Below are 26,140 nucleotides of genomic sequence, written 5' to 3' on the forward strand. Positions count from 1 at the left end.
TCCCAACATGACCGAGCCTTCTTTGAATTACGTCCTGTGCCCCGACACCTCTGGTGGACACCGCATGGCTTATTGGCAATGGGGCAACCCAGAGGCTGGCCATGTGGTGGTTTGCGTGCACGGCCTGACGCGCCAGGGGCGTGACTTTGATGTGCTGGCGCAGGCCTTATGCGAGCGCGCGGGCGACAGCCTGCGCGTGGTGTGTCCGGATGTGGCGGGCCGGGGCCAGAGCGATTGGCTGAAGGACCCGCAGGGCTACCAGATTCCCGTCTACGCGGCCGACATGCTGACGCTGTTGACGGCACTTCAGCCCACCACGCTGGACTGGTTGGGCACCAGCATGGGGGGCTTGATTGGCATCGTGCTGGCCGGGCAGCCCGAGCTGCCGTTACCGGTGCCGGTGCGCCGCCTGGTGCTCAATGACGTTGGGCCGGTGATGGAGTGGCAGGCCTTGCAGCGCATTGGCGAGTACCTGGGCCAGACCGGCCGATTTGACTCGCTGCAGCAGGCCGCCGATGCCCTGTGGGTGATCGCCAGCAGTTTTGGGCCGCACACAGCGGCACAGTGGCTGGCCTTGTCGCAGCCGATGGTCAGACCGCTGGGCGACGGGTCGGGTGCGCTCACATTGCATTACGACCCGGCGCTGGCGCTGGCGTTTCGCGCGCTCACTCCAGAGTCTGCCGCGCAAAGCGAAGCCCTGTTGTGGCAGTTGTATGACCAGATCACCGCCCGCACCCTGCTGGTTCGCGGTGCTGTTTCAGACCTGCTCACGATGCAAACCGCGCGGGCCATGATGGCGCGCGGCCCCCAAGCGCGGCTGGCCGAGTTTGCCGGCGTGGGCCACGCCCCCACGTTCATCGCCTGCGATCAGGTGAAAGCGGTCGCCTCTTTTTTACTGGATGACTAGCCGGTGTATTGCACATGAAAACCCTGTCCGCCGAGCCAACGGGCGCGGCATCTTTGGCGCAGCCCTTGCCGCAGTTGCTGACCGCCACGGCGCAGACTTTGCCGGAGCAGTCCCATGCGCTGGCGCGTGCTCGCGCGTTTGCCGAGCCGCTGCTGGCCAGCGAGACGCTCGACACCGGCGAGAACACGCTGGCCCATGCCGACGCGGTCGCGGCCATTCTCAGGATTATTGGCGGTTCCGAGGCGATGCAGGCCGCCAGTTACCTGGTTTATGCCTGCGACCACTTGAACAAACCCCAAGAGGTGATCGCCAAGGCGTTTGGTGACAACTTTGCCGCGCTGGCGGTAGAAACCACCAAGCTGGTGCGGGTGCAACGCCAGGCGCGCCAGGCGCAAGTGGCCAGCGAGCGCGCCGCCACGGGCATCCCGATGGCGCAAACAGCGGCCGCCCAAACCGAGAATGTGCGCAAGATGCTGCTCGCCTTTTCACGCGACTTGCGCGTGGTGATGCTGCGGCTGGCCTCGCGCCTGCAGACTTTGCGCTTTTTTGCCGCTGCCCGCCAGGCCGCGCCGCCCGGTGTGGCGCGCGAGGCCTTGCAGGTGTTTGCGCCGCTGGCCAACCGGCTGGGCATATGGGAAATCAAGTGGGAGATGGAAGACCTGGCGTTTCGTTTCCTGGAGCCTGATGTCTACCGCCAAGTGGCGCGTCTGCTCGATGAAAAGCGCTCCGAGCGCGAGTTGCACGTTGAGCAATTGCGGCAACAACTGGAGTCGGACCTGAAGGCGCAGGGCATGAGCGTCACGGTGCAGGGGCGACCCAAACACATCTTTAGCATCGTCAAGAAGATGCGCGGCAAATCGCTTGCATTTGACCAGGTCCATGACATTCGGGCGCTGCGCATTGTGGTTGCAGACATTGCGGACTGCTACGCCGCCTTGAGCTGGGTACACAGCCAGTTCACACCGATCGCCGAAGAATTTGACGACTACATTGCCAAACCCAAGGCCAACGGCTACCAGTCCTTGCACACAGTGGTGCGCGATGCGGCGGGGCTGCCGATCGAGATCCAGATTCGCACCCAGGCCATGCACGACCATGCCGAGCACGGCGTGGCGGCGCATTGGGCCTACAAGGAGGCAGGTGTCAAAGGCTACGCTGGCGTCTCGGCCACCAGTTCCTACGACGCCAAGATTGCCGTGCTGCGCCAGTTGCTGGCGTGGGAGCGTGATCTGTCGGGCACTTCGGCGCAGGATGTCGGCCTGGATGACCGTATTTATGTCTTGACGCCCGAGGCGGCCATTGTGGAGCTGCCGCAAGGCGCCACCGCCGTCGACTTTGCCTACAGCGTGCACACCGATCTGGGGCACCGCTGCCGCGGAGCCCGAATTGATGGCGTGATGGTGCCTTTGAACACGCCGCTAAAAAATGGCCAGACAGTGGAAGTGACGGTGGCCAAGGAGGGCGGGCCGTCGCGCGACTGGCTGATGGCAGAACAAGGCTACCTGGTGAGCCACCGGGCCCGTTCCAAAGTGCGCGCCTGGTTCAACGCCCAGGCCCTGCATGAAACGGTTGCCAAAGGCCGCGAGGCGGTGGAGAAACTGCTGCAGCGCGAGGGTAAGACAGCGCTCAAATTGCAGGACCTGGCCGCGCAACTGGGGTTTAACTCGGCCGACGATCTGTTTGAAGTGGTGGGCAAGGACGAGTTCTCGCTGCGTAATATCGAGACCCTGCTGCACCCGCCCGAGCCGGTGCAGGCCGACGATGGGCCGCTGCTGAAGAAGCCGCGCAGCGCCAGCAACCCGGCCAAGGGTGGCTTGTTGGTGGTGGGTGTTGATTCATTGATGACGCAGTTGGCCAAGTGCTGCAAACCGGCCCCGCCTGACCCGATTTGTGGCTTTGTCACCCGCGGCAAAGGGGTCAGCGTGCACCGTGCCGATTGCTCCAACCTGCGCGAGATGATTGCCCAAAATGGCGAGCGTGTGATCGAGGTGGAATGGGGCCAGCCCCCAGGCAGTGCGAATGGATCGGCGGGCAGCGCGGTGTACCCGGTGGACGTGGCGGTGCACGCCATGGACAGGCAGGGCTTGCTGCACGACATTTCCGAGGTTTTCACCAAGGAAAAGATGAACGTGATCGGTGTGCAGACGCAGTCCGTCAAGGGCATCGCCTTGATGACTTTCACGGTTGAAGTGTCGGATGCCGGACGGCTGCACAAGGTGCTGGGTGTGGTAGCGGAGTTGCCGGGCGTGCGCTCGGCGCGGCGGCGTTGAGGGGTGCGGTGTCGGCCACCAACGGCCTCGCGATAATGAAACAATGAACCAACCCATTTTCATCGCTGGCCGCCAAAAATGACCCCATCTCCCTCCCATCACACCTTCCTCTGGCACGACTACGAGACCTTTGGCACCAACACCCGGCGCGACCGCCCGGCGCAGTTTGCCGCCATTCGCACCGATGCCGAGCTCAATGTTATTGGCGCCCCCCTCATGCTGTATTGCCAGCCGGCTGGTGATTTTTTGCCGGATCCGCAAGCATGTCTGATCACCGGCATTACGCCGCAGCTGTGTCTTGAAAAGGGAATTCCCGAGTACCAGTTTGCGGCGCAGATCGAGCAGGCCTTCAGTCTGCCCGGCACGGTGGGGGTGGGCTACAACACGATCCGTTTCGACGACGAGATCACGCGCTTCATGTTTTGGCGCAACCTGATCGACCCGTATGCGCGCGAGTGGCAAAACGACTGCGGCCGCTGGGACTTGCTGGACGTGGTGCGCACCGCCTATGCCTTGCGACCCGACGGCATGGAGTGGCCGCTCAATGCCGAGGGCAAACCCAGCTTCAAGCTGACCGATTTGAGCGCGGCCAACGGCTTGCTGCATGAAGCGGCCCACGATGCCTTGAGCGACGTGCGCGCCACCATCGCGCTGGCGCGCTTGATCAAGACGGCGCAGCCCAAGCTGTTTGACTTCTGTTTTGGCCTGCACAAGAAAGACCGCGTGATGGCCGAGCTCGGCTTGCCCACCACCTTGACCCAGGCCCGGCCTTTTCTGCACATCTCGGGCATGTTTGCGCCCGAGCGCGGCTGCCTGGCGTTGATGTGGCCGCTGGCCATGCACCCGGCCAACAAAAACGAGCTGCTGGCCTGGGATCTGGCGTTTGACCCGCGCGAGTTGGCGCAGATGAACGCCGAGCAGATTCGCCTGCGCCTGTTCACCAAAACGGCGGATTTGCCCGAGGGTGTGCAGCGCCTGCCGGTCAAGTCGATCCACCTGAACAAATCCCCGACGGTGATTGGCAACTACAAGACCTTGTCGAGCGCCATGGCGCAGCGCTGGGGTCTGAATCTGGACGCGCAGCTGGCCAACGCCGCGCACGCGCAAGCCTTGCCCGACATGAGCGGCATCTGGCCGGCGGTGTTCAAACGCCCAGCGGCCGCGACGCCGGACGTGGACGAAGATCTCTACGGTGGTTTTGTTGGCAACGCCGATCGCCGCCGCCTGAATGATTTGCGCCAGCTCAAGGCCCAGGAATTGGCCAGCGCGCGACCTGCGTTTGACGATGCGCGTCTGACCGAACTGCTGTGGCGCTACCGGGCGCGCAATTTTCCACAAAGCCTGAGCGCTGACGAGCTGGCGCGCTGGGAAGCCCACCGCAGCGCGCGTTTGTTCGACGGCGAGGGTGGCGCACTCACCATTGAGCAACTGTTTGAAGAACTCGACAGCTTGGCCGAATCCGCCGATGAGCGGGGTGAGGCCATTTTGGGTGCCTTATACGACTACGCCGAGCTGATTGCGCCACAGCGGGTGTGATGTTGGTCGCCCACGCGTCAGCATGAGTTGCTTCCAAATATGTAGCTTCCTACGTAGGAATCACGGGGGCTTGAGCCCGATTTTGCATATAAAGAATAAAACTCACTGCGTGCCAAAGATCCGGTCACCGGCGTCACCCAGGCCCGGCAGGATGTAGCCGTGGCTGTTGAGCTGGCGGTCGATGGCTGCGGTGTAGATCGGCACATCCGGGTGCGCTTTGCGCAGTGTGGCGACGCCTTCGGGGCAGGTCAGCAGGCAGACGAACTTGATCGACTTGGGGTGGGTCGCCTTGACGCGTTCAATCGCCGCCACGGCGGAGTTGCCGGTGGCGAGCATCGGGTCGACCACCACCACGTCGCGTTCCTGCATGTCCTTGGGCATCTTGAAGTAGTACTCCACCGCCTGCAGCGTCTTGGGGTCGCGGTACAGGCCAATGTGCCCGACCCGGGCGCCCGGCACGACACTGAGCATGCCGTCCAGAATGCCGGTGCCCGCGCGCAGGATCGACACCAGCACCAGTTTTTTGCCGTCAATCACTTTGGCGCTCATGGTTTCCAGCGGCGTCTCGATTTCGACTTCTTGCATCGGCATATCGCGCGTCACTTCATAAGCCATCAGCATGCTGATCTCGTTGAGCAGGGTGCGAAAACTGTTGGTGCTCGCTTCTTTTTTGCGCATCAGCGTCAGTTTGTGCTGCACCAGCGGGTGGTTGATGACGTGAACTTGAGGGTCGTTGTTGGGGCTGTTCATGGGGGTAGTCTTTTTACTTCGTGGTTATTGGGTTGCGGTTGTCAGGGTTTCAGGGTGGCCATTGTGCGCGCGTGGCAACTAGCGTTTGCCGCCAAAAATGCCACCCAGCACGCCGCGGATGATCTGGCGACCGACTTCGCGGCCAACCGAGCTGGCGGCACTGCGGATGAGTTGTTCACCGGCCGAGGTGCGCGTGCGGCGCACGCCACCGCCAAAAATGGAGCCCAGGCTGTCGAGCAGACCACCGCTGGCCTGTGCCGCTGCCGCGCTGTCGTTGTGCGCTTCGGCCGGCGCCCTGGCCCGGCCACTGCTTCGTGGCTCGGTGTCGCGGGTGGCTGCGCTGGACGCGCCGGTCGAACTGGCGGCTGCGTCCAGTCGTGCCGCGGTGCGGCCCTTGATTTTCTCGAACGCTGATTCCCGGTCCAGCGTCTTTTCATAAACCCCGGCGACGATGGAGTCTGCCATCAGGGCTTTGCGTTGCTCAGGCGTGATCGGCCCAATCTGGCTGGCAGGTGGCAGCACGTAGACCCGCTGCGTGATGCCGGGGCGGCCTTTTTCGTCCAGAAAACTCACCAGTGCTTCGCCCACTGCCAGTTCCGTGATGGCAGCGCCGATGTCCAGGTCGGGATTCGGGCGCATGGTGTCGGCGGCCGATTTGACGGCTTTCTGGTCCCGCGGCGTGAAAGCGCGCAAGGCGTGCTGCACACGATTGCCCAATTGGGCCAGCACCGAGTCCGGAATGTCGAGCGGGTTTTGCGTGACGAAAAACACGCCCACACCCTTGGATCGCACCAAGCGCACCACCAGCTCAATGCGCTCAATCAGGACTTTGGGTGCGTCAGCGAACAGCAAATGCGCTTCGTCAAAGAAGAACACGATCTTGGGCTGGTCCAGGTCGCCCACTTCGGGCAGATTCTCGAACAGTTCGCTCAGCAGCCACAGCAAAAACGTGGCGTACAGGCGCGGCGCGTTCATCAGCTTGTCGGCCGCCAGGATGTTGATCATGCCGTGCCCGTTGGCATCGGTTTGCAGAAAATCGGCGATGTTGAGCATCGGTTCGCCAAAGAACTGATTGCCGCCCTGGGCTTCGATTTGCATCAGCCCGCGCTGAATGGCGCCAATGCTGGCGGCGCTGATGTTGCCGTATTCGGTGGTGAACTGGGACGCGTTGTCGCCCACCAGTTGGCACATGGCGCGCAGGTCTTTCATGTCCAGCAGCAGCAGGCCGTCGTCGTCGGCGATCTTGAACACCAGTTGCAGCACGCCGGCCTGGGTCTCGTTGAGGTTGAGCATGCGACCCAGCAACAGCGGGCCCAAATCGCTGACGGTGGCCCGCACCGGGTGGCCCTGTTCGCCAAAGACGTCCCACAGGGTGGTCGGAAATGCTGCGAATTCAGGAGCGGGTAGTGCACGTTCAGTCAGGACTTTGGCCAGTTTTGATCCCAAAGCGCCGACTTGGGAAAGGCCGGTCAGATCGCCCTTGACGTCGGCCATGAACACCGGCACGCCGATGCGCGAGAAGCCCTCGGCCATGGTTTGCAGCGTGATGGTCTTGCCGGTGCCGGTGGCGCCGGTGATGAGTCCGTGCCGGTTGGCTTTGTCAGGGCGCAGAAAGCATTCGGTGTTGCCATGTTGTGCAATCAGAATCGGATCAGACATAAGATTCCCAAAAAGTACAATCGAACCAATAGCGTAACGAACTTTTGAAGGATTCCCCGTGGCAGGACACAGTAAATGGGCCAATATTCAGCACCGCAAGGGCCGCCAGGACGAGAAGCGGGGCAAGGTCTGGACCCGAATCATCCGTGAAATCACGGTGGCGGCGCGCGCCGGCGGCGCTGACCTTGGCACCAACCCGCGCCTGCGCCTGGCGGTGGAGCGCGCCAAGGCGGCCAACATGCCGGCGGACCGCATCAAGTACAACATTGACAAGGCCAGCGGCACGCTCGAAGGGGTGCAGTACGAGGAGATTCGCTACGAAGGCTACGGCATCGGCGGTGCGGCGATCCTGGTGGACACCATGACCGACAACAAGGTGCGCACCGTGGCTGAAGTGCGCCACGCTTTTGCGAAATTTGGCGGCAACATGGGCGCGGAAGGCTCGGTGGCGTTCCAGTTCAAACACTGCGGCCAGTTGATTTTTGCACCCGGCACCAATGAAGACAAGGTGATGGAAGTGGCGCTGGAATCGGGTGCCGAAGATGTGATCACCGATGACGATGGTGCCATCGAAGTGCTGACCGCTTACCCGGATTTTGAGGCCGTCAAGAATGCGCTGGAAGCCGCGGGCTTGAAACCGGAGGCGGCCGATGTGACCATGCGCGCCGAAAACCCGATTGAACTCACCGGCGACGATGCGGTGCGGATGCAGAAATTGCTCGATGCGCTGGAAGATCTGGACGACGTGCAGGAGATTTATCACAACGCAGAGATTGACGCCGAAGCCCTATGAATATTCTCGTGATTGGCGGAGGTGGCCGTGAACATGCCATGGCCTGGAAGCTGGCGCAGTCGCCCAAGGCGCAGAAGGTGTTTGTCGCGCCGGGCAACGCGGGGACAGTGCTGGACAAACGCATTGAGAACATCAACATCACGGATGTGCAGCAACTGCGGGCCTGGGCTCTTGACAACAAGATTGCGCTGACGGTGGTCGGACCCGAAGTGCCGCTGGCCGCCGGGGTGGTTGATGAGTTTCGCAAACACGGTCTGCGCGTGTTTGGGCCGACCCAGGCTGCTGCCCAACTGGAGAGCTCCAAAGCCTTCTCCAAGGCTTTCATGAAGCGCCACGGCATCCCGACGGCTGAGTACGAGACCTTTGTTGACCCGGTGGCTGCGCATGCCTACCTGGAGCAAAAGGGCGCGCCTATCGTCGTCAAGGCCGACGGCCTGGCCGCAGGCAAGGGCGTGGTGGTGGCTCTGAGTCTGGCCGAGGCGCACGCAGCGGTCGACTTCATGCTGGCAGACGGCACTCCGGGTGTCACCCACAACCCGGGCGCGGACGGTCCAGCCGTGCCGCGGGTCGTCATCGAGGAATTTTTGCTCGGCGAAGAAGCCAGTTTCATCGTGATGGTGGACGGCAAAAATGTGCTGGCGCTGGCCACCAGCCAGGACCACAAGCGCCTGCTGGATGATGATCTGGGGCCCAACACCGGTGGCATGGGTGCGTATTCACCGGCGCCGGTGGTGACGCCCGATGTGCACGCCCGCACCATGCGTGAAATCATTTTGCCGACCATCCGTGGCATGGAAAAAGACGGCATTCCGTACACCGGTTTTTTGTACGCCGGCTTGATGATCAATGCCGAAGGCCACCCCAAGACGCTCGAATTCAACTGCCGCATGGGCGACCCCGAAACCCAGCCGATCTTGCTGCGCCTCAAGTCTGATCTGGTGGAGGTGATGCTGGCCGCCACCGAGCCGGGTCCGCACGGCAAGCTCGACCAGATTGAGCTGCAGTGGGATCGTCGCACGGCACTGGGCGTGGTGCTGGCGGCGCAGGGTTACCCGCTGCAGCCGCGCAAGGGCGATGTGATTACCGGCCTGCCCAAGGAAACCGAAGATGCGGTTGTGTTTCATGCCGGCACCGCGATGCAGGGTGATGACGTGGTCACCGCCGGTGGCCGGGTCCTGTGTGTGACGGTGCTGGCGGACAACGTGCGCCAGGCCCAAGCCCGCGCCTACGAAGTGGCGCTGGGGATTCACTTTGAGGGCATGCAATACCGCAAGGACATCGGTCACCGCGCAGTCAAGGGAGCGGCGGCGTGAGCGCAGTGGCCGTGGGCAGCGCGCACACCGAAGCGGTCAGCAGTTATCTGCAAGGTTTGCAGGCGCGTATTACCGCGGCGATTGCGGACATCGACGACACGGCATTTTTGCTTGACGCGTGGCAAAAGCCAGCGGGCGAGTTGTTGCAAGGCAAGGGCATCACGCAGATTCTGGAAGGGGGTCCGGTTTTCGAGCGGGCCGGCTGCGGATTTTCCAAAGTGAGCGGCCCCCGGTTGCCGCCTTCGGCTACACAGCATCGCCCCGAGTTGGCGGGTGCGCCGTTTGACGCGATGGGCGTGTCGCTGGTGTTTCATCCGCGCAACCCTTTTGTGCCCACCGTGCACATGAACGTGCGCATGCTGGCGGCAAAAGCGGCTGACGGCACGCAGGTGTGCTGGTTTGGCGGCGGCATGGACCTGACGCCGTATTACGGGTTTGAAGAAGACGTGCGGCATTTTCACAGCACCTGCAAAGCCACGTTGGCGCCGTTTGGTGACGACAAATACCCGCGTTTCAAGACCTGGTGTGATGACTACTTCTACCTGAAGCACCGCGCCGAGCCGCGCGGCGTGGGTGGCATCTTTTTTGATGATTTTTCCGAGCTGGGGTTTGAGGGCAGTCTGGCCATGATGCAGGCAGTCGGCGATTCGTTTTTGAACGCCTATTTGCCCATTGTCGAACGCCGAAAAAATACGGTTTATGGTAAGCGCGAGCGCGAATTTCAGCTTTATCGGCGCGGTCGCTATGTCGAGTTCAATCTGGTGTGGGACCGTGGCACGCACTTTGGCCTGCAGTCGGGCGGGCGCACGGAATCCATTTTGCTGTCGATGCCGCCGCTGGCGAGCTGGTCGTATCAGAACGTGCCCGCAGCGGGTTCGCCGGAGGCCGAGTTGTACACCCGCTTTCTGCTGCGCCGGGATTGGGTTTGAGGTGAAGCGCATCGGTGTCTTTGGCGGTGCGTTTGACCCCCCGCATGTGGCCCATGCGGCGTTGGTCAAGGCGGCGCTGGCCGAGTTGCAACTTGATGAGTTGCGCGTGGTCCCGACCGGCGAAGCCTGGCACAAGACGCGGACTCTGAGCCCGGCGCCACACCGCCTGGCCATGGCGCAACTGGCATTTGCCGAGCTGCCGCACGTGGTGGTTGATCCGCGAGAACTCGAGCGCGTCGGCCCGAGCTACACGGTGGATACTTTGCGTGAGTTCAAGGCGCTGTGGCCGACGGCCGAGTTCTTTTTGATTCTGGGCGAAGACCAGGCGCAAGCCTTGCCAAGTTGGCATGATTGGCAGGAGATTTTGCAACTTGCTATAATTTGCGTAGCTACCCGCGCTTGTTCGACGGGGGCTGGAGCCAAATTTGATCTAGAAACTACGCATAAATCGAGATTCCGGCGACTCCTCATGCCCGCTTTAAATGTCAGCGCAACCGACATTCGGGCCCGATTTGCCGCACATCTAAGCGTTGCCGATATGGTTTTTGAGCCTGTTGCACGTTATATTGCCCACCACCACCTTTACCAGACTGCTTGATGACTACCACTACCTTCTCCACCATCGCCAAAAAAGACATCCAAAAACTCCAACGTGCCATAGTTGATGGCCTCGAAGATGTCAAAGCCCAGGACATTGTGGTCTTTGATACCGAACACCTGTCCGCCTTGTTTGAGCGGGTCATCATTGCCTCGGGCACGTCGAACCGGCAAACCAAGGCGCTGGCCGCCAGCGTGCGCGATGCGGTGCGGGATGCCGGTTTTGCCAAGCCACGCATGGAAGGCGAGACCAATGGCGAGTGGATCATTGTGGATTGCGGCCAAGCGGTGGTGCACATCATGCAGCCCAATTTTCGACAGTACTACAACCTGGAAGAATTGTGGGGCGACAAACCGGTGCGACTCAAATTCGGCGCGGCAAAGCCGGTCGTGAAGGAAGCGGCCAAACCGGTCAAAGAGGTGAAGGCTGTTAAAGCCGTTAGAGCAGTCGCTCAACCGATAGCGGATATCAGGCGCTCCAACGCCGCCAAGAAGGGTGTGGCCGAGGCATTCCCGTCCAAAGCACAGCTGCAAAAGGCGGCGTTGGCGGCCAAGTCGGCGGCGGCAAAGGTACCGGCAAAAAAAGTAGCTGCCAAAAAGGCGCCAGCCAAAGTGAGCGCTGCGGTGACCACTCCGAGAGTCGCTCCCAAACCCGCTGCCAAGGTGGCTGTGAAGAAAGTCATCGTCAACGATCCGGCCAAGAAAGTGGCTGCAAAGAAGGTGGTGGCCAAAGCCGCAGTCGCCAAAAAAGCACCGGCCAAGAAGACGGCTGTGCGCAAAGCCTGACGGATTCTTGTGCGGTTGGTGATTGTTGCGGTCGGCCAAAGGGTGCCGGACTGGGCGCAGACAGCGTGGGACGATTACGCCAAACGCTTTCCCTTCGAGCTCAAAGTTGAACTCAAAGCCGTCAAGACTGAGCCGCGCGGCTCCAAGACGGTAGAGGCCTTGGTTGCGGCAGAGCGGGGGCGCATAGAGGCGGCATTGCCCAAAGGCTGCCGTATCGTGGCGCTGGACGAACGCGGCACCCCTTTGACCACTTTGGCTCTGGCCGCCAAGCTGCAAAACTGGCAGCTGGAAAGCGACGACGTGGCGCTGGTCATTGGCGGGCCCGATGGGCTTGACCCGGCGTTCAAACAGGCAGCGCATGAGCGCATTCGCCTGTCCGACCTGACGCTGCCGCACGCCATGGTCCGGGTGTTGTTGATTGAGCAGCTGTACCGTGCCTGGTCGATCAATGCCAACCATCCCTATCATCGTGAGTGATATTTCAAGGTCTTTGCCGTGAGTAGTTTCAGTGAGTGAGTTTATTTACCTCGCCTCGCAAAGCCCAAGGCGCAGCCAGTTGCTGGCGCTGCTGGGCGTGCGCCATGAGCTGCTATTGCCTGATGCCGATGAAGACGCAGAAGCGCTGGAAGCCGTGTTACCCAACGAGGCTCCGGCCGCTTACGTCAAACGGGTGACGCAGCTGAAGCTGGACGCGGCGTTGCAGCGACTCAAACGTCGGGGTCTGCCGGCGGCGCCGGTGCTCTGCTCGGATACCACGGTGGCCCTGGGGCGCAAGATTTTTGGAAAACCCACTGATGCTGCTGACGCCACGCGCATGTTGAAGGAGCTTTCCAACACCACGCACCGTGTCTTGACCGCAGTGGCGCTCGGCACCGCACGCAAACGCGAGCAGGTACTGTGCGAGTCGCGCGTGACTTTTTCGGCCATGAGCTCGCGCCAGATTCAGACCTATGCCGCATCGGGTGAGCCCTTGGGCAAGGCGGGTGCTTACGCCGTGCAGGGCAGGGCGGCGGCGTTTATTTCGCACATGAGTGGGAGCTACTCTGGCATCATGGGGCTGCCGATGTTTGAGACGGCACAGTTGCTGCAGTCATTCGGTTTCAAGGTTTAAACAGGCCCTCCATGCAAGAAGACATTTTGATCAACTGGTCGCCGCAGGAAACCCGGGTTGCCATTGTTGAAAACGGCGCGCTGCAGGAACTGCTCGTTGAGCGCACGCTGGAGCGTGGGCTGGTCGGCAATGTCTATCTGGGCAAGGTCGTTCGCGTGCTCCCGGGCATGCAGTCGGCGTTTATCGACATCGGGCTGGAGCGGGCTGCGTTTTTGCATGTGGCCGATGTCTGGCACCGCCAGCCCGAGGGTGAACCCCCGAGCATGGTGCGCAACACGCAGCCTCAGATCCCGATTGAAAAGCAGGTGTTTGAGGGCCAGGTGCTGCTGGTGCAGGTCATCAAGGACCCGATTGGCACCAAAGGCGCGCGGCTGTCCACGCAGATCAGCATTGCCGGGCGCATGCTGGTTTTCTTGCCACAGGATGACCATGTCGGGGTGTCGCAAAAAATCCCGCAAAACCAGCGCGACGAACTGCGCACGCGCCTGCAGCAGCTGGTGGGCACCGAAGGTGGCGGATTCATTTTGCGCACCAATGGAGAAGACGCCTCGGACCTGGAGCTGTCGGACGACATCGGTTATTTGCGTAAAGCCTGGGCCCGCATCAAGGGTGCCTCGGTACGGCTGCCGCCTCTGTCGTTGTTGCACCAGGACTTGAATTTGCTGCAACGGGTGCTGCGGGACCTGGTGTGTGAAAACACCCAGACCATCAAGGTCGATTCACGGGAACAGTTTGAAGCGCTCAAGGCCTTTGGTCTTGAATTCATGCCGGCCGCCGCCGAGAAGTTGCAGCACTACAAGGGTGAGCGGCCCATCTTTGACCTGTATGCCATTGACGAAGAAATTGCCAAGGCGCTGGGGCGTCGGGTGGATCTGAAGTCCGGCGGTTATTTGATCGTGGACCAGACCGAAGCCTTGACCACGGTGGATGTGAACACGGGCGGTTTTGTTGGCGCGCGCAATTTTGACGACACCATTTTCAAGACCAACCTGGAAGCCGCTCAGGCGATTGCACGGCAACTCCGATTGCGCAACCTGGGCGGCATCATCATCGTGGACTTCATTGACATGGTGCGCGAAGACCATCGCGAGGCGGTGTTGGCTGAAATCCGCAAGCAGCTGTCGCGCGACCGTGTCAAGACCATGGCCGGTGGTTTTTCGCAGCTCGGCCTGGTCGAGATGACGCGCAAACGCACCCGTGAATCGCTGGCTCATATGCTGTGCGAACCGTGCCCCACCTGCGAAGGCAAAGGCATCGTCAAGACTGCGCGCACAGTGGCCTACAACATCTTTCGCGAGATTTTGCGCGAGGCACGCCAGTTCAACCCGCGCGAATTTCGGGTGATTGCTTCCCCCAAAGTGATTGAGCTGTTTCTGGATGAAGAAAGCCAGCACCTGGCGGGCTTGAGTGAGTTCATTGGCAAGCCGGTGTCGCTGCAGAGCGAGAGCGCCATGGGGCAGGAGCAGTACGATATTGTGTTGCTTTGACTGGGCCAGAAGAAAGCGGCTTGCCCACTATGGGTACCGGAGACAATCAAAGATCAAAAAAACCCTACCGAATAACGTATTCTTAATTCATGAAAAAAGTTTTTATTACCGAATATGTTGGCCTCAGCACACGGCTGGAAGCGCTGGCGATGGCCTTCATGATCTCGGAGTATTTTGGCCATGAGGTATGCCTCGATTGGCGTGAGCTCGATGCGCTACACGTGGTGGGAGCGCACAGACGCGGTCGTGGGCTGTTGGGTCGGCTTAACAGCCTCAAACTACTCGGCGACGCCTCGGAAGGCTTCGACCGCATCCAAAATCACGCCAACGTTAACCTGCGCACCCATCACGGTCCGCGCCATCTGCTGCGCAAACTGTACCTGCCAACGGCCCAGCGCGTGAAGCTGCGCCCGGACCTGATCGCCGTGATACGCGACACGTTCAGCCGGTACGAGAACCGTCCGCTGGTGGGTGTGCACATTCGACGTGGCGACTTTCCATTGATCAGCCCGGATGTGTTTGACGTGAACGCCTTCGTCTGGCCCGCCGTGCCCGATTGGTGGTACGAGCATGTGATGAGGCAGATTCAGCAGGCTGTGCCCAACGTGGCCTTTTTTGTGTCGTGCTCAGGAAGCCTCGACGCTTTCCCGAACCTGCAGAAAAACTTTGATATCTTTGACATGCCCGCTGAATCTCCTTACACCCATTTTGGCGCCGGCCATGTCTCAGCCCGTCACCCCGCTGCCGACCTGTTTGCGCTGGGCTGCTGCGACACGCTGATAGGTTCACCCTGTTCCACTTTTACTCACTATGCGGCCAACATGCTTGGGCGTCCCACCCAGATTTTCGTGCCACCGGCATACAAAATGTTTAAATCTCAGCCGGAGTTCTCGAAGGTCAGCCTGCATGGTCATGGCGCCGCCGACTGGTACGCCGCCTGTCGCACCGGGCAGGGCCTGGAGACGGTGACAGACGCTGGCTCATTACAGATCACGAACGGTGCGTTCGTGGACTGGATGTGATGGCATTCGTGTTCAGGGTGTTGCAATGGGGTTCACAAAGTCGTCACCGACTTCGCTTTTCATCGGCAAGCCGGTGTCACTGCAGATGGAAAACGCCATGGGGCAAGAGCAATACGATGTGGTGCTTTTGTAGGCCGCGTGGCCTTATTGTTTGATGCCAAATCTTCTCACCGCCAATCTGTCGTCGATTCCCATTCTGATGTACCACCAGATTGAGACTGCGCCGCCCAAGGGCGCAGTCTTTCGAAGCCTGTGCGTTTCACCCGGCGACTTCGCCCGCCAGATGGCTTTATTGGACCTGCTGGGCTACCGCGGACTTTCCATGTCGGCATTGATGCCCTATTTGATGGGCAAGCAGACTGGCAAAGTGGTGGGCCTCACGTTTGATGATGGGTATCTGAACAATTTGACCAATGCCTTGCCGGTTCTGACTCGACATGGTTTTTCGTCGACTTGTTATGCAGTAAGCCAGCAACTCGGTAAGAGCAACGAGTGGGACCGCAAGGTTGGCATCGCGCAAACACCGCTCATGAATGCCTCGCACCTGCGGCAGTGGCTGGCTGGCGGGCAGGAAGTGGGTGCCCATACCCGTCATCATGTGCGCCTGACGCAAACCGATATGGCGACCTGCATGAAGGAAATTACCCTGTGCAAGTCGGAACTGGAACAGATGACCGACTCCCCCGTGCGGCATTTTTGTTATCCCTATGGCGACTACACGGCAGATCATATTGCGATGGCGCGCGCGGCTGGTTTTGACTCCGTGACCACTACGCAGCGCGGCCGTTGCCAGGCGCAGGAGGATACGATGCAATTGCCGCGGATACCGGTCGTTCGTTCCACCAGTCTGCTAATGCTGTGGCTTAAGGTGGCCACACGCTACGAAGATCGGCGGCGCGCGTGACGTCGACAGCACAGGGGCGTGGCGAGACGCCGTGCCAGTCAGTGTCTGAGCCAGTGGCGCCGCCTGGAGGTGAAAAGCGCCTGCGTATCGCCGTGCTGAATCGTGTTTTTTCACCCACCGGCGGTGGAGCGGAGCGGTACTCCATCGCATTGGTGGAGCAGTTGGCGCAACGTCACGAAATTCATGTCTTTGCCCAGCAAATCGACCATCAATGGCCGGGTGTTACCTACCATCGGATTTCTGCGCCATTTCTCAAGCCGCGCTGGATCAACCAGCTCTGGTATGCCACAGCGACGTGGCTGGCCACGCGTCAGGGTTTTGATGTTGTGCATTCGCATGAGAATACGTGGCATGGGCAGGTTCAGACCGTGCATGTTTTGCCGGTGAAGTACAACCTGTTTCATGGGCGAACAGGGTGGCGATTGGCAATGCGTTGGATGAAGGTGTTGACGAGTCCGCGTCTGCTGGCCTATCTCTGGCTGGAACATGTGCGTTTTTCAGGCCGGCACAGTCGCTGCATCGTCGTCACATCCAACATTTTGATGACCCAGATGGCCAACACGTATCCTGTGACCGCTCGCGCATTGAGGGTTGTGGCGCCAGGCGTCGCAATAGTTGGCGATAGCGCGACACCAGCACTGCAACTCGCGGCGCGCCAGAGATTGGGATTGCCCGAAGCCGGGTATGGCATTCTGTTTGTGGGGAACGATTATCGGAAGAAGGGGCTGGAGACTCTGTTCAGGGCATTGCGACAGCTACCCCACAACACCTGGCTGGCCGTTGTGGGCAATGCTTCGCAAATTCCTGAATTTCGGGCGCAGGCGAAGGCGGCTGACATTGAGGGCAAGGTTATTTTTCTGGGCGCCTTGAATGATGTCCACGACGCCTATGTTGCGTCGGATTGCCTGGCACATCCGACGCTGGAAGATACGTTTGCCATGGTGGTGCTCGAAGCCATGGCACACGGACTGCCTGTCGTTGTGAGTGACGAGCGGCATTGCGGAATATCGGCGCTTCTGACGAACGGAGTGAACGCGTTGATTCTCGACGACCCTAAAGACACAAAAAAACTTGCAAGAGCCTTGGATCAACTGCTTCAAGATGATTTACTGCGACACCGTTTAGGTGAAGCCGCGGTCGCTTTTGCTCGTTTGCATCAGTGGCCAGCGATAGCTCATCAGCAAGAAGAGATTTATTTTTCCGTATGCAAGGCCGCCGGTTGTGTTGCGACAGGTTCTTCGTCGTGAGCGATCACGTTTTAATTCAATTTATGGGGGCTGCATATGGCGTCTGCGAAGTCTTCAAGTCAATTGCCAATTCAAACCCACTCAAGCACTGATCCATCGCATTTTCCCTGCATCGTCATTCCATAGGCCGACATTTCCTCATCTCGCCAAGCTCTTAATTGCCTTTTGCGATTGAATTTATTCATTTTCCGTGTCAACCAGGATTGTTGAAGGAGGCGATGGTTATAGCGATAGGCGAGATCGTCATCTTCTCTCAGTCCGCGCTCTCTCTTCATGGCTGATTGTGTGATCGAGCCGTAATGGTGCAACCAGGAGGCCCCGGTTGTGGCATTCGGGATCTTGGCTTTATCCATTTCATTGAAAAACAGGGCATCCTCGTAGCCCAATAATTTGGGTACTGCCTGAAAATATCCAATATTCAACCAGACGGATTTATGCACTGCCAGACAGACTGCATGGCACCATCCCTTGCGGACAGCCAGTTTCATGTTTCTACTGGCATCTGGCGCAAAAGCCTCGAAATCATAGCCAAGCTTGCCTTCAATCATGGCCGGTGAGATGACGGAAACATTGTTCTCTATCGCAGCGCCAATGAGATTTTCAATCCAGTTTGCGCTGACCAGAACATCGTTATTCATGACAATGGTCCAGTCTGCCTGCAATGCCAAAGCCCCTTGATTCCATGCAACGCCGCAGCCGAGGTTTTCAGAGTTATAAATGCGTCCGCCCAACGGGAGTTTCTGCAAATATTCACGCGTATCGTCACGTGACCCATTGTCGACCACGATTAAGCGATCCAGTGGCGTACCGTGCTTAATCATGCTGTCAATGCATTGACGGGTATATTCAACCTGGTTGTAGCAAGCGAAGGTTATGGCGTAGCTATTTTTGTTCATGGTCAGTTATTGCAGAGCCGCAAAGTAATGCATTCATCGGCGCGTGGAAGTCGGTCTTACGTTCAGGTCGCCGTTTCAATTTGATAATGCGGCCGCCGTGTTACGGGTCAAGGATTCATGTCATGGTCAAATTTGTGCATCGACCTGACCACTCGCACGGGCCATCAAGATTTTTGGGGCGCGCGGAAGTTCCTTGATCACGCTAGTCTTCAGATAAGGGAATCCGGCCGATAACAGTTGCTCCCATCGGGACGCAGTATCGTTAGAGTTATAGAAATCGTTGGACAGGGTTGGAAATAGCGCCTCAAAACGCAGGCCTAGCGCGCAGAGCTGCTGGGTCAATCTGATTTCATAGATATCCACCACCTGCCCCTTTTCTGGGAGGTTTTGAATGCTAAGTATTCGCTTGTTAAATGCGTGACTGAGAAGCGCGTTTCGATTGAATACCAGAAAGTAGCTTTGCAAATGCCTTGCTGGTGCCAGACTTTCAGTTAATCCAATGAAGTCAGCGCTGCTGGCCTTGATTCGTCCCATCATGCGGGCGAACTCGGTTTGGCCGAGTGGGCCAACAATGCTGTCGTTGATAAGGTAGAGCCTATGCCACAACTTACGGTCAAGCAGGCTGTAGGCGTGAGCCCATGCCCCAAAGTCAAAACCGGTGTTCTCGCGCACTAGCACACCGCTCAATCGCGCCTCCAAGTCCGCATCGATGGTCAGTGTGTCGGTTGCCAGGTTGGTGTTCACAATCAGAATCACCTGTATGCCCGCGTCCAGCAGATGTTCAACATGGTGAATGACGTGTGTTTTGAGCACTGGCTGAGCGGCGTGGGTCACGAACAGACAGACTTCACCTTCCAGGTTTTGTGCCAGGGGTTTGCGGATTTCCACTCTTGCCTGGCTTGCCGGTGTCGCCAAGCCATCAAGAGATTCGATCAGTCGTGCATTCTTGTTCAGCAGGATGCGGTAGGTACGGCGCCGTACGAATGGCGCGCTGGATTTAATCTGACGGCGCCAGCGGCGCCAAATATCTGCCAACGGTTGCATATTAATGTCTCGTTAGGGTACGGGTTTGACGCAGGCGAATTCCCACACAAGGTGAGACAGGCGGCCTGAACGCTTGAGGCGCCAGCGCCGCAGCCTGCGGCGCCAGCCCAATATTGTGCCGGGCACAAAGTCTTCGGGGTACATGGCCCAGTCGTTGCGCAGTGCTTCGAAGCTGCCGTGATAGCCGTACATGCGGGCAAGGGGTTGGTCACCACAAAAATACATTGATGTGATGTTGGTGATGACGTTTACATGGGTAGGGTCTTGAAAGGTTGCCGCATGTGGGTAGGCTGGAGTCAGTGCATAAAGCAGGCCGCCGGGCTTAAGCGTACGATGAATTTCATTCATCAATTCGATGAATGGAAAGCGAGTGCCCCGGCCATCGGCTGCAGTCAGAACCCGCGGGATGTGCTCGATGAAATCGAAAGCAGAGATCGAGTCAAATGTTGAATCCGGGTGCGGGATCGGTTCCAGGCTCAAGTTGGCCTGCCGGAATAATCGGGGCTCCATACCCTCAGGCGCAACAAGGTCGACCGCATGCACTTCATCGCGGCTGTAAGGGTTTCGCGGACACGGACCGCAGCCCAAATCCAGGTGTTTTGTGATCATGGTCTCATCAAAATTAGTATGGTTCAAGGTGTCGCATGGACAATCCCGTGTAGCCCATGCATTTTAAAAAAATTTGGCGGGCAAACGAACCGGGTGAGACCACCAACCCACGCATCGGAGTGTCTCGTGGTGGCGGGATATCAATCGGGTGGTACATGAGGATGGGAATGCTCATCCCTGCAGCCGACTCAGGTTGGCGTAATAGCTGCCAGCCCGTAGCAGCTCGGCGTGGGTGCCCGTCTCAACGATGCGCCCTTGGTCCAGTACCAAAATGCAATCAGCGTGTTCAATGGTGCTGAGCCGATGGGCGATGACCAGGGTGGTTCTATTTTTCATGAGGACGGCTAGTGCGGCCTGCACCTGACGCTCGGATTCTGTATCGAGCGCCGAAGTGGCTTCGTCGAGTATGAGAATGGGTGCGTCCTTGAGCAAGGCACGAGCGATGGCGAGGCGTTGACGTTGACCACCAGAGAGCTTGGCGCCATTTTCACCGATGGGCGTGTCCAGGCCATTGGGCAACTGCTCAATAAAGTCCCAGGCGTTGGCCGCGCGCGCGGCCCTGATCACATCATCCCGACTGCAGGTCTGGAGTGATCCGTAGGCAATATTGGCTCCGACGGTATCGTTAAAAAGTATGACATTCTGGCTGACTAGCGCGATGTTTTGGCGCAGGCTGGCCAGCGTGATGTCATTGATGTCAATACCGTCAACCAGGACTCGGCCTGATGTGACCGGGTAGAAGCGCGGAATCAAGGCGCTGATCGTGCTCTTGCCGCCGCCTGAAGCACCAACCAGTGCCACGGTTTGGCCTGCAGTAATCCGGAAACTGATGTCATTCAGGGCAAATCGCTCTGCGCCCAGGTAACGAAGGCTGACATTGTCAAAACAGATTTCCCCTTTGCTGCGAAGCAACTGCCGCTTGCCGCGGTCGTCTTCCTGCGCTGCGTCCAGAAGCTCGAAGATGCTCTCCGATGCTGCCAAGCCGCGCTGGATTGTCGGGTTCACGGTTGCGAGTTGCTTGACTGGGGAAATCAGCATCAGCATGGCCGTGATAAACGAGATGAAGCTACCCGCTGATGCGCCAGCCTGACCCGTAGACTGGCTCAAAGCCAGGAAAGCAATGATCGCAACCGCCACCGATGCAGCGATATGCGTGATCGGGGTCATCGCCGACGCGGGGATAGCTTCTCGCATTTGGGCGCGGCGGAATTGTTCCGTGGCCTCAAAGAATTGTTTTTGTTGCCGCTCCTGCCCACCAAAGATCTTGACCACCTGCTGGGCCGAAATTGTTTCCTCAATGGTGTGCGAGATGAAACGCATCGCCTGCAGGCTTTTTTGGCTTGCCGCCCTCATTCGCTTACTGAATGATTTAACAGTGAAAGCGATCACGGGCCCGATGGCCAAAGTGATGAGCGTCAACTTCCAGTCCAGGTAAAGCAGATATCCAATCAGTGCGATAGCCGTCAACGATTCCCGCACCAGCGTAATTAGAGCGCTGGTAGCCGCATCGGTTACGTTGCTCACGTCGTACACCAGCCGCGAGATCATCTGCCCCGCCGAATGCTCGTCATAGTGATGGGTCGGTAGCGCGAGGAGTTTGGCAAACATGGTTCGTCGCAGGTCGGTGACGAGTCGACTGGAAATCCACGTCATCAGGTAGCCGGTGCAATAAACAATGACACTTCTTACCAAGAACAAAGTCACAATGCCCATGGGTATGAGCCAAACCATTCGCGCGTCTTTGGCTTGAAAACCGTTGTCCAGCAGGTATTTCATGATGGCTGGAAACACAGGTTCCGTAGCCGCAGTTCCCACCATTCCTATGACAGCCAGAAAAACTGCTTTCCAGTAGGGCCGCACATACGACAGCAACCGGGCGTACAAGGCACGATTACTCAGAGAAATCGGTTTTGTCATTTGTCGATTTGCCTGGGCGCCTGCCATTGGGCGCCTTTTTGAATTTCGATGGCTTTCACATAGCGATAAAAAGTTCCCTCAAAACTTTGAAGCGCGATGACAAAACCGGCCCAGCCATCCATAAATCCAAGCTTGAATAGGTAGTGCTTCACAAACGCCCAAATGCCATGAGACAAGGCGCTACCCATCGATAGCCGACGCTCCGCAATGCGCTGTGCACCCAATGTGGAGTAGCGGTTGGCTTTGTGCATCACCTCACTCATATTCTTGAACGGGAATTGCCAAATCGCATTTTTGAGATGACCAATGGGCTTTGACGTGTTGAGCAGGTAGCCCTCGTGCACCGCCTTTTGATCGTAGCTCATGTGATCTTTGCGAAACAACTGCGGCTGACGATAGTTGGGGTACCAGCCTGAATGTTTGATCCAGCGCCCCATAAAAAAATTCCGCCGGGGTACACGATAAACGTCGGCTGAATTCGGATCGCTCATGAGACGACGAATCTCTGTTGCTACTTCTTCAGTGCATCTTTCGTCTGCATCGAGACTGAATATCCATTCATGAGAACAGGCTGCAATAGCCTGATTGCGCAGGTCGCCAAATCCTTTGAAATCGACTTGAACTACCCTGGCACCAAGACTGGTGGCAAGTTCGGGCGTACCGTCTGAACTCCAGGAATCAACCAACACAATTTCGTCTGCCCAACGGGCGCTTTCAATGGTCGCTGTGACTTTTTCGACTTCGTTGTAGGCAATTATGTATACAGATATCTTGCTCATTGGCGTTGGTGGTACTTGAAGACAGTTGCGACTGGGCTACGTGAGTAGACCGCGTTAGGCGAGATGACTTGTGGTAGTCTAGTTTAAGATGACCACGAGGTCTGGAACTGGGGTCCAGGTAGCTGCTTCAAGGTGTTCGTAAACGCGTGTCAATGACGATATTGTCATTGTGAGGCTGGGATAAAATGCAAATGATGAAAAAGCGGATTTTGTTATGTTTGTTGGTGGGTATGACTTGTCTTCCGGTCCTGGCACAATTTCGCGTCGAAGTCTCCGGTGTAGGCCTAACGCAGTTGCCAATCGCCGTCTCGGCCTTTCGCGGTCAAGACAGCGTACCGCAAAAAATTGCTGCCATCGTCCAGGCCGACTTGGAACGTAGCGGGCAGTTTCGTGGGGTGGATACGGTTGGAGCGGCACTCGACGAGGGCACTCGCCCCGATGTGGCTCTGTGGCGGCAAAAAGGGGCTGACTCGCTGGTGACTGGCAGCGTGAGCCGTCTGGCTGACGGCCGGTATGACGTGCGCTTTCGTCTGTGGGATGTCGTGCGGGGGCAGGATCTTGGTGGTCAGAGCTACGCCGTGACCCAGGCAGATTTGCGCCTGTCAGCGCATCGCATTGCCGATTTCATTTATGAAAAACTGACTGGCGATAAAGGTGCATTTTCAACGCGCATCACCTATGTCACCAAGGCCGCTCAGCGGTATCAGCTGTGGGTTGCGGATGCTGACGGTGAAAATGCCCAATCGGCGTTGGCCAGCCCCGAGCCCATCATTTCGCCAGCTTGGTCGCCTAACGGCAGCCAAATCGCGTACGTGTCGTTTGAATCCCGCAAGCCGGTTGTCTATACCCACGACGTCGCCACTGGCAAGCGGCGTCTGATTGCAAATTTCAGGGGTTCCAACAGTGCGCCGGCCTGGTCGCCCGATGGGCGCACACTGGCCGTTACGCTGAGCCGCGACGGAGGCTCTCAGCTGTATGCCATTGACGCTGGCGGAGGGGAGCCGCGCCGGCTGGCCCAGAACAGCAGCATTGACACGGAGCCGGTTTATGCACCCGATGGTAAAAACATTTATTTCGTCAGTGACCGGGGCGGAGCGCCGCAAATCTACAGGATGCCAGTCACGGGTGGCGGCGCGGAACGGGTGACTTTTACCGGCACTTACAACATTTCTCCGGCCATCAGCCCGGACGGTCGCTGGCTGGCCTATATTTCCCGGGTGAGCGGCGCCTTCAAACTGCATGTCCTGGAGCTTGCAAGTGGCGCAGTGACCGCGATTACCGACACAACCGCAGACGAAAGCCCCAGTTTTGCGCCGAACAGTCGCTTGATTGTTTACGCAACCCAGAGCCAAGGCCGGGAGGCACTGATGACGGCGACAGTGGACGGTAAGGTAAAAGCTCGTCTGGCGGGTCAAAATGGCGATATTCGCGAACCGGGCTGGGGTCCGTTCCAGAAGCAATAAATTAAAAAGGGGTAATTTGATGAAACGTATTTTTTTGATTCTCGCTGTGACTGCCTTGATGGCGGGTTGTGGTTCGACCACGAATCTTGACGAGGTGCCGGTTGTAGACAAGACCGGGACATCGGTGCTGCCGCCTGGCGCTAACGGTTCCGGGAGCGCGGTTGGCAAGGGTGATGTGACCTCGGTGGATGTGGGTGCGTCGTCGCAAAATGCGGCCATTGTTGGGGGGCCTCGGGTTGTTTATTTTGATTACGACAGCTATGTGATCAAGCCGGAATTCCAGTCTCTGATTGAGGTCCATGCCCGTTATCTCAAGGCTGACAAGAGCCGCAAAGTGGCGATTGAAGGCCACACTGACGAGCGTGGTGGTCGGGAATACAACCTTGCCCTGGGGCAGAAGCGGGCCGAGGCGGTTCGCAGTGCGCTGGGCCTGCTCGGTGTCGTCGACAGCCAGGTTGAAGCGGTCAGTTTTGGCAAGGAAAAGCCAGCCGTGCAGGGCTCTGACGAAGCTGCCATGGCCAAAAACAGGCGTGCCGAAATTAGATATAAATAGCAGTGATGGAAGTGGATGCTGTGAAAATAGTCCGTCGAATTGCTGCGTTCGTCTTACTTGGTTTGGGTGCAGCAACGGCCGGTGCGGGGTTGTTCGATGACGAGGAGGCGCGCAGGGCCATCCTTGACCTGCGCCAGCGTATCGACGCCGTTCGCGTGGAGTCAGGGCAAGGCGTAAGCCGTGTCAGTGAAGACACTGCTTCGTTTCGGCGGAGTCTGCTGGACCTACAAAGCCAGATCGAAACCTTGCGCTCAGAAGTGGCAACGCTCCGGGGCTTGAATGAACAGCTGGTGCGTGATGTCGCGGAGTTGCAGCGTCAACAGAAAGACACCGCCCAGGGGGTGAATGACCGCCTGCGTCAGTTTGAACCCACTAAAGTCACCGTTGACGGTCGTGAATTTACGGCCGAGCCTGCTGAAAAGCGCGACTTTGAGGCGGCGTTGGCAGTGTTCAGAAAAGGTGATTTTTCTGCCGCACAAAGCGTTTTCTTGGAGTTTCTCAAGCGCTATCCTGCAACGGGTTATGGACCGTCTGCGTTGTTTTGGCTTGGCAACGCGCAGTATGCAACTCGTGACTACAAAGAGGCGATGATTAACTTCCGCTCCCTGATTGCCAGAGAGCCGGAGCACGTGCGGGCTCCCGAGGCGGTGTTGTCCATTGCCAACTGCCAGATTGAACTCAAGGACACGCGCGGTGCCCGCAAAACACTGGAAGATCTGATCAAGGCCTATCCTCAGTCAGAGGCGGCCATAGCTGCCAAAGAGAGACTGCCACGGCTCAAGTAGTGCGCTGCGACGGGTCCCATCAGGGCATGGCATGACGACTGATCGACGCTTTACCGGGTTGGCACGTCTTTATGGTGTCTTGGGAGCGCAACGTATCGCTGCAGCGCACGTGGCAGTTATTGGTATTGGCGGTGTCGGTTCTTGGGCTGCGGAGGCGCTGGCGCGTAGCGGGGTGGGTCATTTGACGTTGGTTGATCTCGACCACGTGGCCGAATCCAATATCAACCGTCAAATACATGCTGTCGAGGCAAGTTTGGGACAGGCCAAGGTGCTGGCGATGCGAGACCGGATTCTTTCCTTTAATCCGGCGTGCCAAGTGACGTGTATCGAGGAGTTTGTGGAGCCGGGCAACTGGCCCACGCTGTTACCCCAGGGCGTTACAGCAGTCATTGATGCCTGCGATCAGGTGAAGGCGAAGACGGCAATGGCGGTGTGGGCGCGAAATACCCGTACCCTTTTTATCTCAGTCGGTGCGGCAGGGGGCAAACGCCAAGCCCATCTGGTTGACATTGATGATCTCACACACACAACCCATGACCCCTTGCTGGCGCAGTTGCGCTACCGTTTGCGCAAGGAACACGATGCGCCGCGTCAAGGAAGAAAAATCGGGGTTGCCTGTGTTTTCAGTCGAGAGGCGGTGAAAGCCCCTGACGCATCCTGTGCGGTCGAGGGGGACGGAACACTCAATTGCCATGGCTACGGCTCAGTGGTGAGCGTGACTGCCACCTTTGGTCAGTGTGCCGCAGGCTGGATTCTTGACCGACTGGCGGGTTGATCCTGCGG

25 protein-coding genes are annotated in these 26,140 nt (G+C 58.5%); 18 read left to right on the plus strand and 7 right to left on the minus strand.

The annotated features are described in order from the left end of the window. Positions 1–7: 7 nt before the first annotated feature. From RFER_RS10465 to sbcB, 3 genes are all read left to right on the plus strand, one after another. Complete coding sequence (locus RFER_RS10465) at positions 8–907, plus strand: alpha/beta fold hydrolase (protein ID WP_011464363.1); 900 nt, start codon at positions 8–10, stop codon at positions 905–907. Between the two features lie 14 nt (positions 908–921). Beyond that, positions 922–3,177: a RelA/SpoT family protein gene (locus RFER_RS10470; protein WP_011464364.1), complete on the plus strand. Its 2,256-nt coding sequence runs from the start codon at positions 922–924 to the stop codon at positions 3,175–3,177. A gap of 78 nt (positions 3,178–3,255) precedes the next feature. Beyond that, entirely contained in the window at positions 3,256–4,713 is a 1,458-nt protein-coding gene (sbcB, locus tag RFER_RS10475) for an exodeoxyribonuclease I (RefSeq protein ID WP_011464365.1), read from the plus strand. Positions 4,714–4,815: 102 nt separating this feature from the next. On the opposite strand, the gene upp is transcribed toward sbcB, so the two are convergent. Continuing rightward, positions 4,816–5,463, minus strand: a complete 648-nt coding sequence (gene upp, locus RFER_RS10480; protein ID WP_011464366.1) for a uracil phosphoribosyltransferase — start codon at positions 5,461–5,463, stop codon at positions 4,816–4,818. 78 nt (positions 5,464–5,541) lie between these two features. After that, positions 5,542–7,122 (minus strand): helicase HerA-like domain-containing protein, encoded by a 1,581-nt coding sequence (locus RFER_RS10485; protein ID WP_011464367.1) that lies wholly within the window; start codon positions 7,120–7,122, stop codon positions 5,542–5,544. A 58-nt stretch (positions 7,123–7,180) separates the two neighbouring features. On the opposite strand from RFER_RS10485, the gene RFER_RS10490 reads away from it, so the two are divergent. The 11 genes from RFER_RS10490 (at position 7,181) to RFER_RS10540 (ending at position 17,311) form a co-directional block, all read left to right on the plus strand. Beyond that, positions 7,181–7,915: a YebC/PmpR family DNA-binding transcriptional regulator gene (locus tag RFER_RS10490; RefSeq protein WP_011464368.1), complete on the plus strand. Its 735-nt coding sequence runs from the start codon at positions 7,181–7,183 to the stop codon at positions 7,913–7,915. Beyond that, positions 7,912–9,228: a phosphoribosylamine--glycine ligase gene (gene purD, locus RFER_RS10495; RefSeq protein ID WP_011464369.1), complete on the plus strand. Its 1,317-nt coding sequence runs from the start codon at positions 7,912–7,914 to the stop codon at positions 9,226–9,228. The genes RFER_RS10490 and purD overlap by 4 nt, the downstream gene beginning before the upstream one ends. Next, positions 9,225–10,157 (plus strand): oxygen-dependent coproporphyrinogen oxidase, encoded by a 933-nt coding sequence (gene hemF, locus RFER_RS10500; RefSeq protein WP_011464370.1) that lies wholly within the window; start codon positions 9,225–9,227, stop codon positions 10,155–10,157. Before purD ends, hemF begins: the two co-directional genes overlap by 4 nt. Before the next feature lies 1 nt (position 10,158). Beyond that, positions 10,159–10,755, plus strand: coding sequence for a nicotinate (nicotinamide) nucleotide adenylyltransferase (nadD, locus tag RFER_RS10505; RefSeq protein WP_011464371.1), 597 nt, complete (start codon positions 10,159–10,161; stop codon positions 10,753–10,755). Further along, entirely contained in the window at positions 10,755–11,540 is a 786-nt protein-coding gene (rsfS, locus tag RFER_RS10510; protein WP_011464372.1) for a ribosome silencing factor, read from the plus strand. Before nadD ends, rsfS begins: the two co-directional genes overlap by 1 nt. Before the next feature lie 9 nt (positions 11,541–11,549). Further along, on the plus strand, positions 11,550–12,017 hold the full coding sequence (rlmH, locus tag RFER_RS10515) for a 23S rRNA (pseudouridine(1915)-N(3))-methyltransferase RlmH (RefSeq protein WP_011464373.1): 468 nt from the start codon (positions 11,550–11,552) through the stop codon (positions 12,015–12,017). 31 nt (positions 12,018–12,048) lie between these two features. After that, positions 12,049–12,651, plus strand: coding sequence for a Maf family protein (locus RFER_RS10520; protein WP_011464374.1), 603 nt, complete (start codon positions 12,049–12,051; stop codon positions 12,649–12,651). An 11-nt stretch (positions 12,652–12,662) separates the two neighbouring features. Next, positions 12,663–14,138 (plus strand): ribonuclease G, encoded by a 1,476-nt coding sequence (gene rng, locus RFER_RS10525; protein WP_011464375.1) that lies wholly within the window; start codon positions 12,663–12,665, stop codon positions 14,136–14,138. An 89-nt stretch (positions 14,139–14,227) separates the two neighbouring features. After that, a complete protein-coding gene (locus RFER_RS10530; RefSeq protein ID WP_011464376.1) occupies positions 14,228–15,160 on the plus strand; it encodes a hypothetical protein in 933 nt (310 codons plus the stop codon). Between the two features lie 154 nt (positions 15,161–15,314). Beyond that, complete coding sequence (locus tag RFER_RS10535; RefSeq protein WP_011464377.1) at positions 15,315–16,064, plus strand: polysaccharide deacetylase family protein; 750 nt, start codon at positions 15,315–15,317, stop codon at positions 16,062–16,064. A 92-nt stretch (positions 16,065–16,156) separates the two neighbouring features. Continuing rightward, positions 16,157–17,311: a glycosyltransferase family 4 protein gene (locus RFER_RS10540; protein ID WP_244095851.1), complete on the plus strand. Its 1,155-nt coding sequence runs from the start codon at positions 16,157–16,159 to the stop codon at positions 17,309–17,311. Positions 17,312–17,382: 71 nt separating this feature from the next. Here RFER_RS10540 and RFER_RS10545 read toward each other — a convergent pair whose 3' ends face one another. The 5 genes from RFER_RS10545 to RFER_RS10565 form a co-directional block, all read right to left on the minus strand. Next, on the minus strand, positions 17,383–18,207 hold the full coding sequence (locus tag RFER_RS10545; protein WP_011464379.1) for a glycosyltransferase family 2 protein: 825 nt from the start codon (positions 18,205–18,207) through the stop codon (positions 17,383–17,385). 126 nt (positions 18,208–18,333) lie between these two features. Next, complete coding sequence (locus tag RFER_RS10550; RefSeq protein WP_011464380.1) at positions 18,334–19,251, minus strand: LPS biosynthesis protein; 918 nt, start codon at positions 19,249–19,251, stop codon at positions 18,334–18,336. 12 nt (positions 19,252–19,263) lie between these two features. Beyond that, positions 19,264–19,860: a methyltransferase domain-containing protein gene (locus tag RFER_RS10555; RefSeq protein ID WP_011464381.1), complete on the minus strand. Its 597-nt coding sequence runs from the start codon at positions 19,858–19,860 to the stop codon at positions 19,264–19,266. Between the two features lie 171 nt (positions 19,861–20,031). After that, positions 20,032–21,777, minus strand: coding sequence for a lipid A export permease/ATP-binding protein MsbA (gene msbA, locus RFER_RS10560; protein WP_011464382.1), 1,746 nt, complete (start codon positions 21,775–21,777; stop codon positions 20,032–20,034). Then, positions 21,774–22,556, minus strand: coding sequence for a glycosyltransferase family 2 protein (locus RFER_RS10565; RefSeq protein ID WP_011464383.1), 783 nt, complete (start codon positions 22,554–22,556; stop codon positions 21,774–21,776). The genes msbA and RFER_RS10565 overlap by 4 nt, the downstream gene beginning before the upstream one ends. Positions 22,557–22,741: 185 nt before the next feature. Between RFER_RS10565 and tolB the strand changes: the two genes are divergently transcribed. The 4 genes from tolB to RFER_RS10585 are packed head-to-tail and all read left to right on the plus strand — an operon-like array spanning position 22,742 to position 26,132. Continuing rightward, positions 22,742–24,019 (plus strand): Tol-Pal system beta propeller repeat protein TolB, encoded by a 1,278-nt coding sequence (gene tolB, locus RFER_RS10570; protein ID WP_011464384.1) that lies wholly within the window; start codon positions 22,742–22,744, stop codon positions 24,017–24,019. A 19-nt stretch (positions 24,020–24,038) separates the two neighbouring features. After that, positions 24,039–24,572 carry a peptidoglycan-associated lipoprotein Pal gene (gene pal, locus RFER_RS10575; RefSeq protein ID WP_011464385.1) on the plus strand — a complete coding sequence of 178 codons (534 nt, stop codon included), beginning with the start codon at positions 24,039–24,041 and terminating at the stop codon, positions 24,570–24,572. A gap of 5 nt (positions 24,573–24,577) precedes the next feature. After that, on the plus strand, positions 24,578–25,357 hold the full coding sequence (gene ybgF, locus RFER_RS10580) for a tol-pal system protein YbgF (RefSeq protein ID WP_011464386.1): 780 nt from the start codon (positions 24,578–24,580) through the stop codon (positions 25,355–25,357). Between the two features lie 31 nt (positions 25,358–25,388). Next, the gene (locus RFER_RS10585) at positions 25,389–26,132 is read left to right on the plus strand and encodes a tRNA threonylcarbamoyladenosine dehydratase (RefSeq protein WP_011464387.1); all 744 of its coding nucleotides are present in this window, start codon (positions 25,389–25,391) and stop codon (positions 26,130–26,132) included. Positions 26,133–26,140: the final 8 nt, after the last annotated feature.

It is taken from the genome of Rhodoferax ferrireducens T118 (assembly GCF_000013605.1).
Lineage (GTDB): Bacteria > Pseudomonadota > Gammaproteobacteria > Burkholderiales > Burkholderiaceae_C > Rhodoferax > Rhodoferax ferrireducens.